Below are 11,802 nucleotides of genomic sequence, written 5' to 3' on the forward strand. Positions count from 1 at the left end.
GAGAGCACCGTCGGCGGCGTGGTGCGCGGCGTGGCGGCGCAGTCCGAGCACATGCGCGCCAACGCCCAGGGCCTGTCCGCCATCGCCGAGGAGGCCGACCGGCAGGCCGTGGCGGTCGCCGCCGCCGCCGACCAGGCCAGCGCCAACGTGCAGACCGTGGCCGCCGCGGCGGAGGAGCTGACCCGCTCCATCGCCGAGATCAACGAGCGCATCGCGCTGTCGTCCCGCATGGCGTCGGAGGCGGTGGGCGAGGTCGACAAGACCAACAGCACCATGGAAGGCCTCGCCACCGCCGCGCAGAAGATCGGCGACGTGGTCAGCCTGATCCAGTCGATCGCCAGCCAGACCAACCTGCTGGCGCTGAACGCGACCATCGAGGCGGCGCGCGCAGGCGAGGCCGGCAAGGGCTTCGCCGTGGTGGCGCAGGAGGTCAAGCACCTCGCCAACCAGACGGCCAAGGCGACGGAGGACATCAGCCAGCAGATCGCCGAGATGCAGGCGGTGAGCGGCAGCGCCGTCGGCGCCATCCAGTCCATCGGCCGCACGATGATGAGCATCAACGAGACGGTGACCGCCATCGCCGCCGCCGCCGAGGAGCAGGGGGCGGCGACGCGGGAGATCAGCCGCAACGTCCAGCAGGCCGCCGCCGGCACGCACGAGGTGTCGTCCAACATCACCGGCGTCACCAAGGCGGCGGGCGAGACCGGCAGCATGGCGGGCCAGAGCCTGACCGCCGCGGACGAGCTGTCGCGCCAGTCCAGCCAGCTGCGCCAGGAGGTGGAGCGCTTCGTCGCCACCATCCGCACGGCCTGAGCGTGACGTTCGATCCTTGACCTCCGTCGCCGGGCGCTCACGTCACTGGACGGAGAGCGTCACGACGGAGGCGGAGAATGGGTTCGGCGGGGCACGACTGGGACGCGGTTCCCGAGCGCGAGGCGGGAAACGGCGTCTGGTCGAAGACGCTGGTGGGCGACGGGGTGGTCTTCCGCCACCTGCGCCTGAAGGCCGGCACCGAGGCGGCCCCCCACGACCACCCGCACGAGCAGTGGCTGCACGTGCTCTCCGGCCGCGCCACCGTGCGCTGCGACGACGGGGAGCACGAGCTGCGCGCGGGTGTCATGCTGCACCTCCCCGCCCACACCCGCCACGCCGCCACCTTCCACGAGGAAACCGTGATGGTGGAGATCAACGTGACGGGGGGATGAGGGGGCCTACGGCTCCCGCGCCACCAGCTTGAGCCGCTTGGCCTTCTGATGGGCGACGATGCGGTGCTTGAGTTCCTGAAACAGTTCGGATGGCAGAAAACCCCAGTCGAACCGATCCGGCGTCGAGCGAGCAACAGGCCTGAGGCCGTACCCAGGCCACACGAACCGGTTCAACTCGTTCGTGACGATCCAGGATCGCTCGGCATCCAAGCCCAGGTGCCGCTTCACCCTGGCCGGAATTTCCAGCGCACCGTCGGGGTCAAGCGGCGGTGAATGCGTGATCGGGGCGACATAGACGATGCGGTCGCCATCGGCATCGGCACTGACGATCACGATGGCGCACGGACGGTCCTTGCGCCCCTCCCCTTGCCGCTCCCGGTGCCAGAGATAGGAATACCCGATCACCAAGCCTGGAGCGGGTGTGGGCAGTGGCATCACTCAGCCAGATCGTCGAGGCTGTAGCGATGCTCGGCCGGGATTTCCGCATCCTCGATCAGCTTCACCTCGTCATCGGACAGGTCGGCCGATGCGATTGCCTGACGTTGCGCCTGCTTGAGGGAACGGTAGGCATCTGCGGATATGATGTAGACCGTTTCCCGGCCATAGCGGGTTACGCGCACGGGTTCGACAAGGGCACGGTCGTGATAGGCGCCGAAGTTCTTCTGGACTTCGGAAGCCGGAGCGGTGATCGACATGCGGGCCCTCCCATTCCGTATCTTCCGTAAGATGCGGAATGCGGGCCGAGGTGACAAGGGGGAAACGGAAAATCCAAGGCCCCTCACGCCACCGCGTAATCCCTGAGCCGCACCGGCTGGCGCCGCGCACCCCAGTCGCCCGGCCGGGCCTCGAACACGCCGGCCAAGGGCGTGTGGCAGGTGCGGCAGGCGCCGTGGTCGTCCAGGTGCCAGTCGGACAGGGTGTAGCCGCTGCGGCCGATCAGACGGGCGCCGCAGCCGGTGCAGTAGGTGGAGGAGTGGTCCAGGTCCCGCACGTTGCCGACGTAGACGTGTTTCAGCCCATTCGCCACGGCGATGGCGCGGGCGCGCAGCAGCGTGGCGTGCGGAGTCCAGTCCTTGTCGCGCATCTTGTAGTCGGGGTGGAAGGCGGTAAAGTGCACGGGCACGTCCGGACGCAGGTTCTCGGCGATCCAGACGGTCATGGCGTGCAGTTCGGCGTCCGAATCGTTCTCGCCGGGGATGAGCAGCGTGGTGATCTCCACCCACACCTCGGTCTCGTGCACCAGGTACTTCAGCGTGTCGAGCACCGGGGCGAGGTGGGAGCCGGTGACCTTGTGGTAGAATTCTTCCGTGAACGCCTTCAGGTCCACGTTGGCGGCGTCCATGTGGCGGTAGAACTCGGCGCGCGGCTCGGCGCAGATGTAGCCGGCGGTGACGGCCACGTTCTTCACGCCTTGCGCGTGGCAGGCCTGCGCCACGTCCACCGCGTATTCCAGGAAGATGACCGGGTCGTTGTAGGTGTAGGCCACCGACCGGCAGCCGGTCCGCTGCGCCGCCCGCGCGATCGTTTCCGGGCTGGCGGCATCGGCCAGCGTGTCCATCTCCCGGCTCTTGGAGATGTCCCAGTTCTGGCAGAACTTGCAGGTCAGGTTGCAGCCGGCCGTGCCGAAGGACAGCACCGGCGTGCCGGGAAGGAAGTGGTTGAGCGGCTTCTTCTCGATGGGGTCGATGCAGAACCCGGACGAGCGGCCGTAGGTGGTGAGGACGAGTTCGTCGCCCCGCCGCTCGCGCACGAAGCACAGCGCCTGCTGGCCGTCCTGGAGCTTGCAGTGGCGTGGGCACACGTCGCACTGGAGTCGCCCGTCGTCGAGCGCGTGCCAGTAGCGGGCGGGATGGATGTGGGTCATCGAAAGACGCGTCCTGAACAAAGGAACGGCAAATTCCCCCTGGAAAAAGCCGCGGTGACACCCGAAGTCTGGTTTATCCTGTTCCGCATATGGTCATTGCCGCAGCGGTGTCCAATCCATGACGACTCTTCATACCCCGAATCTTCGCGCCCCCGCCGTGGCCGGCGCCTTTTACCCCGCCGATCCGCAGACGCTGGCCCGCGTGGTGGACGACTGCATCGCCCGCGCGCGGATCGAGCCGGTGGCGGCCAAGGCCATCGTGGCGCCGCACGCGGGCTATGTGTACTCCGGCCCGATCGCCGGCACCGCCTACGCCGCCGTGCGCCACATGGCCGACCGGGTGCGCCGCGTGATCCTGCTGGGCCCGGCGCACCGCCACCCGTTCCGCGGCCTCGCCGCCCCATCGGCCGAGGGCATGGTGACGCCGCTGGGCGTCGTGCCGGTGGACCGCGCGGCGCTCGGCGCCATCCTGGGGCTGCCCGACGTGCAGATCCTGGACCAGGCGTTCGAGGGGGAGCATTCGCTGGAGGTGCACCTGCCCTTCCTGCAGCGGACCTTCCATGACTTCACCGTGGTGCCGCTGGTGGTCGGCGCCTGCGCGCCGCAGACGGTGGAGCACGTGCTGGAGCGGCTGTGGGGCGGGCCGGAGACGCTGATCGTCGTCAGCTCCGACCTCAGCCATTTCCACGACTACGACACGGCGCGCGGGCTGGACCTCGCCGCCTCGCAGGCCATCGAGACGGCGACGCCCGACACGCTGAACGGGGACTACGCCTGCGGCTACAAGCCGGTGTCGGGGCTGCTGCTGCGCGCCCGGGCGCTGGACCTGCGCGCCACCACGCGCGACCTGCGCAATTCCGGTGACACGGCGGGCGACCGGAACCGCGTCGTCGGCTATGGCGCCTACACCTTCGAGTACGCCGAGGACGCGCGGCTGAGCGACGCGCACCGGCACCAGCTGCTGGGCTGCGCGATCCAGTCGCTGCGCCACGCGGTGGAGCGCGGCCGGCCGCCCGAGGTGGCGGTGGAGACGTTCCCGATGCCGCTGCGGAGCTTGCGCAAGACCTTCGTGACGCTGGAGATCGGCGGGACCTTGCGCGGCTGCATCGGCACGCTGCAGCCGGTCAACCCGCTGATCAAGGACGTGGTCGAGAACACGTACAAATCGGCCATGCAGGACCCGCGCTTCGGCCCGATGACGGCGGCGGAGGTGGAGCGGGTGGACCTCACCGTGTCGATCCTCAGCCACAGCCGGCCGGTGCGGTTCACCGACGAAGCCGATCTGCTGGCGCAGCTGCGGCCGGGCGTGGACGGGCTGGTGATCCGCGACCAGGGCCGCAGCGCCCTGTTCCTGCCCAAGGTGTGGGACGCCCTGCCCGAGCCGCGCGCCTTCCTGCGCAACCTGAAGGCCAAGGCCGGCCTGGAGCCCGACCGCGAGACCGGCACCCTCCAGGCTTTCCACTTCACGGCCGAGACGTTCGGCACGGCGGACCGGCCGTAGGTTGGGTTGAGCGCCAGCGAAAACCCAACGTGGCCGCAATGCAGCGCGCGTTGGGTTTTCGCCCATGGCTCAACCCAACCTACGGATCCATTGTGTGCGCCGCAGCAATATTTCCCCATTCACAGATCATTAATTGAAGGGCACGTAATCTAACCTTGTGCGACGTGGTCGCGGAGGTTGTCATGCCCGCCGTCATGGATGCGGAGCAGCGCCGGAAGCTGGAGGACGCCTTGCTGCGCAAGGCCGAAGCGCTGGTGCGTCAGCTCCGTCAGGCGGCCGAGAGCGGCAACCCGGCCAACGTCGACGCCCAGGCGGCGATCATGACCGAGCTGCTGAAGGCCCGCGAGTTCCCCACCCAGCGCGCCACCGAATTCCGCGAGGCCACCAAGACGATCCAGCGCGGCGCCTACCAGTTGAGCGTCGACACGCTGATCGGCCAGGCCGAGCGGCGCGGCCACGCCGGTGACGACAAGGGCCGCAACGAGCTGATCTCGAAGGCCAAGGAACACTACGCCAAGGCCGTGCGCTTCGGCGCCGACGAGGAGTTCCGCAGCGCCGTCGAACGGCGCGTGCAGGCGGCGCTGATGACCAGCAAGGACGGCATCGACGACCGCACCAAGCAGGCCGCAGCGCGCAAGCTGGAACAGCACGACGTCGGCGCCAAGGCGCCCGGCGGCATCGAACGGCGGCGCTGCATCCGCTACATGGACCCGGTGATGACGGTGGAGCTGGGCGGGCACAAGTACCAGACGGTGAACTGGTCGATCCGCGGCCTGCTGCTGGAGAACTACCGCGGCGAGCTGGAGCTGTCGCCCGGCGACCGCGTCAAGCTGGACGTCCACTGCGCCGACGTTCCCGACCCGTGCGGCGCCGCCGGCGGCGGCGGCCGGCAGGTCGCCCACGTGGTGCGCGTGGACGCGGAACGCAACGCGCTGGCGCTGGACTTCCCGGAGATGAGCACGGTCATCCTCGACCTCGTGCACCGGATGAAGGACGCCGGCATCAAGCCGGAACCGGAGCGGTAACCAACCCGCCCCCGGCAGGTTGGCGCCAAGCGTCGGCGCGGCCATCCCTTCAGATACAAAACAAATACATTTGAATTCGATCATTTCATCCCGGCAACGGCGACACCGCCGTGCCCGACACCGTCTTCCGCATATTTCATCGCATACATTTGCAATACAGATCTATAGCTATATTCATATGGATTCGACGGCGCGCTTCCCCTATGAGTCGAATACTGGAGCCGGCCAAGAAGACTCCCTTTCGACCAGAACAATAGGGAAGGTTTTGCAATGCGCGACTCCGTTCCGAAGGGCATGCCGCACGCCGCCTCCGGCCACCGCGGGATGCACCGGCCGTCTCCGATCTACCGCGAGTATTTCATGGACCTGCTGCCGTTCGAGGGGCACGCCGGACGCGCCGACGCGCCGCCCCTGCCGATGACGGCGGCCGCGCCCGCCGGCCCGCGCGACGGCGAGGGGTAGGCGTCAGTAGGCGTCAGCGCGCGGCGCGGATCTCCGACAGGAAGCGGTCGACCGCGCTGCCCAGCGTGGCCGCCTCGCGCGCCACGCTGGCGGAGACGGTCAGCACCTCCTGCGCCTCGTTGCGCACGGTGCCGGCCGCGCCCGACACGTCGCCGACGTGGTTGGACGCCTCCTGCGTGCCGGCGGCCACGCGGTTGGAGCTGCCGACGATCTCCTCGGTGATGGTCGACTGCTCGGCCACCGCGGCGGCGATGGCGGAGGCGTTGCCCTCGATGCGCTGGATGCTGGCCGCCATCAGCTCGACGACGACGGCGGTCTGCTGGCTGGCGGCCTGGGTGGCGGCGACCTGCCGGGCGATCTCGGCGGTCGCCTGCGCGGTCTGGCCGGCGAGCGCCTTGACCTCCCCGGCCACGACGGCGAAGCCGCGCCCGGCCTCGCCCGCGCGGGCCGCCTCTATGGTGGCGTTCAGCGCCAGAAGGTTGGTCTGGCTGGCGATGTCGTTGATCAGCGTGACGATGACGCCGATCTGGTCGGCGGCGGTCGACAGCTGGGCCACCGCGCCCTTCACCTGCTCCGCCCCCGCCGCGGTCTCGCCGATGATGCGGGCGGATTCGGCGGTGCGCTTGCTGATCTCGCCGATGGAGGTGGAAATCTCCGACGTGGCGGTGGCCACCTGCTGGACGCCGGCCGAGGTCTCGGCGGTGGCCTCCAGCGCGGCGCCGGCGCGCTCGCTGGCGCGGGCGGCGAGACCGGTCAGCGCCTCGGCCCGGCCGTGCATGGCGGTGGCGGCGTCGGCCAGCATGTTGACGCTGGCCAGCACGTCGCGCTCGAACTGGGCGGCGATCTCCATCATGCTCTCGCGCCGGGCGCGGGCGGCGCGCGCCCGCTCCTCCTCCACGTGGCGGCGGGCCTCCTCGACCGAGCGGGCGTTGGCGATGAAGACGTCCAGCGCGCCGGCCATGACGGCGATCTCGTCGTGGCCGGCGCGCCGCACGTCCACCGACAGGTCGCCGGCCGCCACCCGCTGCATGGCGTGCGCCAGCCGCTCCAGCCGGCCGACGATGCCGCGCCCGACGTAGAGCCAGACGATCAGCGCCGCCATCAGAACCCCCGCCCCGGCCAGCAGCATCTGGATCATGTTGGTGCGGTCCAGCGCGGCGTCGGCCGCCGCGGCACCCCGCGCCGCCGCCTCCCCGGCCGCCGCCACCAGGGCGTCGACCACGGCGGACAGGTTGACCGCCAGCGCGCGGTTGCGGGCGTTGAGCGCCGCCGTCTCGGCGTAGGCCTGAAGCTCCCCCTGGCGCAGGGCCAGGATGCCGGCGTCGCCGAAGCCGAGGTCGAGCAGCTGGCGGACCAGCGGCCGGACCACCGCCGCCGCGTCCCCTTCCGGCAAATCGGCGGCCAGCACCTCCAGCGCCCGCGCGCCGGCGGCCAGTTGGCGCCGCGCCTCCTCCAGCCGGGCCGGCGTCTCGGCGTTGCCGGCGTCGGCCAGCAGGCCGGCCATCAGGTTCGTCTCGGCCAGGAGGCCGCTGAGCGCGCGGTAGGCCTGCTGGGCTGCGGGAACGGTGTGGGTGGCCAGTTCCTGCACCTGCCGCTCCATGTCGCCAGCGGCACCGGCGATGCGGCCGCGGGCGTTCAGCATCAGCGGCAGCATGCGGGCGTTGGCGTCGGTGTCCAGCGCCACGATCTCGTCCACCGCTTTCGCCATCCGGGTGGCGAGCGCGCGCGCCTCCTCCGCCGGCAGGTCGGGGGTGAGCTGGCGCACGCGGCGCAGGAACACGCTGTCCGGCCCGTCGCCGTGCGCCAGCAGGGTGCGCACGGCCTGCACCACGGGCGCCGCCGCGGCGTCGTTGACCAGCGGGCGCACGGCGCCCTGCAGGTCGGACACCGCCGAGTCGAAATCGGCCGACAGCGACATGACTTTGGAACGGTCCGTCTCGAAGGCGCCGAGCAGCAGCGCCTTGGTCAGGCCAGACAGGGCGCCGCGCAGCTGGAACAGCGGGATGACCGCCTGCCCCAGCTCGTCGCCGATGGAACCGGTGGCGCGCCCCGCCGTCTCCAACATGGCGCCGATGGCGCCGGCCAAGTCGCGGCCGGAGCGCTCCATCTCCGGCTCCAGCACTTCCAGCAGGCGGGCGTGCACGGCGTTCAGCTCGGCCTGCCGGGCGGCGCGCCGCTCCCGCCGCTCCAGACGGCGCGCGGTGGCCTGCGCCAGCGCGCCGATGTTGGACAGCACCGACCCCGCCGCCTCGCGCATGGCGTCGATGCGGGCCGGCTCGACCGGGCCGCGCCCCAGCGTGTCGAGCAGGCGCGCCAGCCCGGCGCGCTGGGCGTCGGTCTCGGCGGCCAGGGCGCGCAGCTCGTCCGGCCCGCGCGCTGCGTCGATCAGTGGGCCCAGCGCCATGATTCGCGCCGTCGCCACCGCCAGCCCCTGGGCGGCGCTGAGCACCGGCACCTGCGTTTCGGTGATGTCGGTCACCCGCCCCTTGACGTCGGCGTAGGACAGCCAGCCGACCACCGCCGCCAGACACGGCAGCGCCGCGACGGCGCCGAAGGCCAGCAGCATCTTCGCCTTGATCCCAAAGCGGCGGGAACCGGGGGCTGTGGTGTTCATGGGGAACCCGCTGTGGCTTGCCGATGTCGGCCACAGCGATACGGCCTGCGGTTCGGCGCGGCAAATTAAGGTTCGGTGAAATTTGCGCACCGCGGCATCAGCCGTGCGGAGACCACCGATGTCATGTATACATATAAAATTATACTTTCCGTTGACGAAGGAAAATTATCGCACATAAAGTCTCATGCATCAGAGACGTGCAATCAATTCGACAGTTGGATCACGGATACATCTGCGCCTTCGTGTCCAGTGCTTATCGGATTGGCACGCGGAATGCCCGAACCATGGAGACCCAACCGTGCCCTCTAGCTTCAATCCTGCCGCCGAAATCGGCAAGATCGTCCTGAAAATCGCCATTGACGAAGCGTGGAAAGCGATCACGAAGAAGAAGTCTCCAGAAGAAACATTGATGGAGATCAAGGGCATCATCGACAAGCTGGACTCTCGCGTCGCCAGCCTCCAAGTGTCTATCGACAAGATTCAATTCACAGTCCTGTCGCAGGATTTCTTCAACACAGTCAAAGATACCAAAAGAATTGCAGACCAAATTGAGAATGAGCTCGCCAATCTCGCCAAGAAAGCTTCCGGCGACGAGACCGATTATCATTCCGACGAAATTCTTCAGGATCACTACAACAAATATGTCATTGCGACTCGAGGATGCTCTTTCCTGGTTGACTCCATTCTCGGCGCCATGCGTGGAGTCTCGGAAACATCGCATTTCCAACCCAGCACACTGAATGCCTATTCTGATTACCTCTTGAGCAGCGCGACGACAAGCGAAGTCGATCTGAAACAATACGTCGAACTTATGACCGAACTCGCCGGGCTGGCTGTCAACACACTGCTCCGGCTATATTATATATTTGCCGCTTGCGAGGACTGGAGCCACAATAAAAAAGAAAACATCTTGCAGAAGCCCCTGGGGTATTCCAGGGAGCAGCTTATTGACAGCATAAACAAAGCCGCCGCGGAGATCTGGGACAATCTGAGGAACGCACACCCGCAGGCGTTCACCTTGTATTATCAAATCTACGTCGGCAGGGAGCAGCCGACCTACTACATCGTGCAGAAGCAGAGCCGTCACGCCCTCGACTCCACGGAAGGGCGCGATCGGATCGACGGGAGCGCGCTCGTCATGGATCAGCCGGCCGTCTACATCGATTGGGAGCAGGCGCCCGGCAACACCCACCAGCAGTGGAAGCTGTCGGCGGCCGGCGAATACGACGTCTCCATCAGCACGGCACTGCCCTCGCAGGCCCGACTCGGCGTCATCCGGTACACCTGTCACTATGTCGACAAGGTGATCGACTGGCAGGGAAACTACAAGTCCGCCCACAAGTCGATCGATCGCGAGCTGATCAGCATCGCGAAGCCGAACGACACGAAGTACAACGGTCAGGACGACTTTGCCGGCCGCACCACTTGGCGTATCCTCCTCACGCCGGAGAAGGATTACTTCATGTTCAAGAACCGGCACATGAACTGCGTTCTGGACGGTGACGCCAGCGTGCAGGACAAACCCGCCGAAGGAGACAACTACGGGCGCTACCAGCGCTTGCAGCTCTACTGCGCCTTCCCGGCGGTCACGCCCAACGACTACAAGAGCTGGAAGCTGATTCCGGCCTGAGCCTGACGGCATCCCACTCCACCGGGGCACTCCGGCGGGGAACGCGAGGATCGGCCGCCTCGCGTTCCCCGTACCGGAGGGCGTTCGTCACGCCGCGGCGTTGCTGGGGGCCGTGACCGCGTGCTCCTTGAGGACGGCTTCCGACACCGCCGACACCTCGACCAGCTGCACCTCGTAGCCCCAGAGGTTGGCGATGTGGCGCAGCACGGCCTTGGCGTCGCTCTCCTCCAGCAGCACGCCGTTGGTGACGCGGTGGTGCAGGATCAGCTTGCGGTCGCCGGCGAGGTCGACGTCGACGATCTGGATGTCCGGCTCCAGGAAGGCCAGGTCGTACTGGCGGGCCAGCAGCTTGCGGATGTGGCGGTAGCCGCGTTCGTTGTGGATGTGCTCGACCAGCAGGTAGGGGTCCTCGGCGTCGTCGCGCACGCTGAACAGCTTCAGCTTCCGGATCAGGTGCGGGCTGAGGTACTGGAGCACGAAGCTCTCGTCGCGGAAGTTGGCCCAGGCCTCGCGCACCGCCGCGATGCCGTCGCCGCGGCCGGCGAGGTCGGGGAACCAGTAGCGGTCCTCGTCGGTCGGGTTCTCGGCCACGCGCTGGATGTCCTGCATCATGGCGAAGCCCAGCGCGTAGGGGTTGATGCCCGAGAAGCGCGGGTCGTCGAACTCCGGCTGGAACACCACCGCCGTGTGCGAGTGCAGGAACTCCAGCATCGAGCCGTCGGTGATCAGCCCCTTCTCGTGCAGGCGGTTCATGATGGTGTAGTGGACGAAGGTGGCGCAGCCCTCGTTCATCAACTTCGTCTGCTTCTGCGGGTAGAAGTACTGGGAGATGTGGCGGACGATGCGGAGGATCTCGCGTTCCCAGTGCTGCAGGCGCGGCGCCTTCTTTTCCAGGAAGTAGAGCAGGTTCTCCTCCGGCAGGCCCAGCAGCTTCTTGCGCTCGCTCACCGTGCGGGACGGGCGGCTGCCGCCGGCGGCCGGGCGGGGCACGGTGCGCCAGAGGTCGTTGAAGGTCTGCTCCTGGTACTCCTGCCGCTCGCGCTCGCGCCGCTGCTCCTCGCGCAGGTCGAGCACGCGCTTCTTCGGGTACTTGTGCACGCCCTGCGCCATCAGCGCGTGCGCGGCGTCCAGCACCCGCTCCACCGCCGGCAGCCCGTAGCGTTCCTCGCACTGGGCGATGTAGGCCTTGGCGAACTCCAGATAGTCGAGGATGCCGCGCGCGTCCGTCCACTGGACGAACAGCTGGTTGTTCTTGAAGAAGTGGTTGTGGCCGAACGCCGCGTGGGCGATCACCAGCGTCTGCATCGTCATGGTGTTTTCTTCCATGATGTAGCTGATGCAGGGGCTGGAATTGATGACGATCTCGTACGCCAGGCCACGGAAGCCCTTGCGGTACAGCATCTCGTCGCGGGCGAAGTGCTTGCCGAACGACCAGTGCTTGTACATCAGCGGCATGCCGATGGACGAATAGGCGTCGAGCATCTGCTCGGCCGTGATGACC

11 protein-coding genes are annotated in these 11,802 nt (G+C 67.9%); 6 read left to right on the plus strand and 5 right to left on the minus strand.

Annotation, left to right across the window (positions count from 1 at the left end):
* Both VED21_RS11455 and VED21_RS11460 read left to right on the plus strand, forming a co-directional pair.
* A partial coding sequence (locus VED21_RS11455; RefSeq protein ID WP_324882485.1) for a methyl-accepting chemotaxis protein occupies positions 1-813 on the plus strand: 813 nt, incomplete at its 5' end.
* A 77-nt stretch (positions 814-890) separates the two neighbouring features.
* Positions 891-1,205 carry a cupin domain-containing protein gene (locus VED21_RS11460; protein ID WP_324882486.1) on the plus strand — a complete coding sequence of 105 codons (315 nt, stop codon included), beginning with the start codon at positions 891-893 and terminating at the stop codon, positions 1,203-1,205.
* 6 nt (positions 1,206-1,211) lie between these two features.
* Here VED21_RS11460 and VED21_RS11465 read toward each other — a convergent pair whose 3' ends face one another.
* The 3 genes from VED21_RS11465 to amrS form a co-directional block, all read right to left on the minus strand.
* Positions 1,212-1,640 (minus strand): hypothetical protein, encoded by a 429-nt coding sequence (locus tag VED21_RS11465; RefSeq protein WP_324882495.1) that lies wholly within the window; start codon positions 1,638-1,640, stop codon positions 1,212-1,214.
* Positions 1,640-1,900, minus strand: a complete 261-nt coding sequence (locus VED21_RS11470) for a type II toxin-antitoxin system prevent-host-death family antitoxin (protein ID WP_324882487.1) — start codon at positions 1,898-1,900, stop codon at positions 1,640-1,642. The genes VED21_RS11465 and VED21_RS11470 overlap by 1 nt, the downstream gene beginning before the upstream one ends.
* A gap of 83 nt (positions 1,901-1,983) precedes the next feature.
* Positions 1,984-3,069, minus strand: a complete 1,086-nt coding sequence (gene amrS, locus VED21_RS11475) for an AmmeMemoRadiSam system radical SAM enzyme (RefSeq protein WP_324882488.1) — start codon at positions 3,067-3,069, stop codon at positions 1,984-1,986.
* A 118-nt stretch (positions 3,070-3,187) separates the two neighbouring features.
* Here amrS and amrB point away from each other — a divergent pair, with 118 nt between their 5' ends.
* The 3 genes from amrB to VED21_RS11490 all read left to right on the plus strand — a co-directional run bounded on the left by amrB (position 3,188) and on the right by VED21_RS11490 (position 6,057).
* On the plus strand, positions 3,188-4,570 hold the full coding sequence (gene amrB, locus VED21_RS11480; protein WP_324882489.1) for an AmmeMemoRadiSam system protein B: 1,383 nt from the start codon (positions 3,188-3,190) through the stop codon (positions 4,568-4,570).
* A 182-nt stretch (positions 4,571-4,752) separates the two neighbouring features.
* Complete coding sequence (locus VED21_RS11485) at positions 4,753-5,595, plus strand: hypothetical protein (protein ID WP_324882490.1); 843 nt, start codon at positions 4,753-4,755, stop codon at positions 5,593-5,595.
* A gap of 270 nt (positions 5,596-5,865) precedes the next feature.
* Positions 5,866-6,057, plus strand: coding sequence for a hypothetical protein (locus VED21_RS11490; protein ID WP_324882491.1), 192 nt, complete (start codon positions 5,866-5,868; stop codon positions 6,055-6,057).
* Between the two features lie 13 nt (positions 6,058-6,070).
* Here the strand turns inward: VED21_RS11490 and VED21_RS11495 are convergent, their stop codons facing one another.
* Positions 6,071-8,671: a HAMP domain-containing methyl-accepting chemotaxis protein gene (locus VED21_RS11495; RefSeq protein ID WP_324882492.1), complete on the minus strand. Its 2,601-nt coding sequence runs from the start codon at positions 8,669-8,671 to the stop codon at positions 6,071-6,073.
* A 298-nt stretch (positions 8,672-8,969) separates the two neighbouring features.
* On the opposite strand from VED21_RS11495, the gene VED21_RS11500 reads away from it, so the two are divergent.
* Positions 8,970-10,301 (plus strand): hypothetical protein, encoded by a 1,332-nt coding sequence (locus tag VED21_RS11500; protein ID WP_324882493.1) that lies wholly within the window; start codon positions 8,970-8,972, stop codon positions 10,299-10,301.
* 87 nt (positions 10,302-10,388) lie between these two features.
* On the opposite strand, the gene VED21_RS11505 is transcribed toward VED21_RS11500, so the two are convergent.
* Positions 10,389-11,802: SpoVR family protein (locus tag VED21_RS11505; RefSeq protein ID WP_324882494.1), on the minus strand; the 1,414-nt coding region annotated here is incomplete at its 5' end.

It is taken from the genome of Azospirillum sp. (assembly GCF_035627195.1).
GTDB lineage: Bacteria > Pseudomonadota > Alphaproteobacteria > Azospirillales > Azospirillaceae > Azospirillum.

Excerpts from the sequence above, each read along its gene's own strand:
- VED21_RS11495 (WP_324882492.1), bottom strand. The coding sequence starts at position 8,671 with ATGAACACCACAGCCCCCGGTTCCCGCCGCTTTGGGATCAAGGCGAAG.
- VED21_RS11485 (WP_324882490.1), top strand. The coding sequence starts at position 4,753 with ATGCCCGCCGTCATGGATGCGGAGCAGCGCCGGAAGCTGGAGGACGCC.
- amrS (WP_324882488.1), bottom strand. The coding sequence starts at position 3,069 with ATGACCCACATCCATCCCGCCCGCTACTGGCACGCGCTCGACGACGGG.
- VED21_RS11490 (WP_324882491.1), top strand. The coding sequence starts at position 5,866 with ATGCGCGACTCCGTTCCGAAGGGCATGCCGCACGCCGCCTCCGGCCAC.
- amrB (WP_324882489.1), top strand. The coding sequence starts at position 3,188 with ATGACGACTCTTCATACCCCGAATCTTCGCGCCCCCGCCGTGGCCGGC.
- VED21_RS11465 (WP_324882495.1), bottom strand. The coding sequence starts at position 1,640 with ATGCCACTGCCCACACCCGCTCCAGGCTTGGTGATCGGGTATTCCTAT.
- VED21_RS11470 (WP_324882487.1), bottom strand. The coding sequence starts at position 1,900 with ATGTCGATCACCGCTCCGGCTTCCGAAGTCCAGAAGAACTTCGGCGCC.
- VED21_RS11460 (WP_324882486.1), top strand. The coding sequence starts at position 891 with ATGGGTTCGGCGGGGCACGACTGGGACGCGGTTCCCGAGCGCGAGGCG.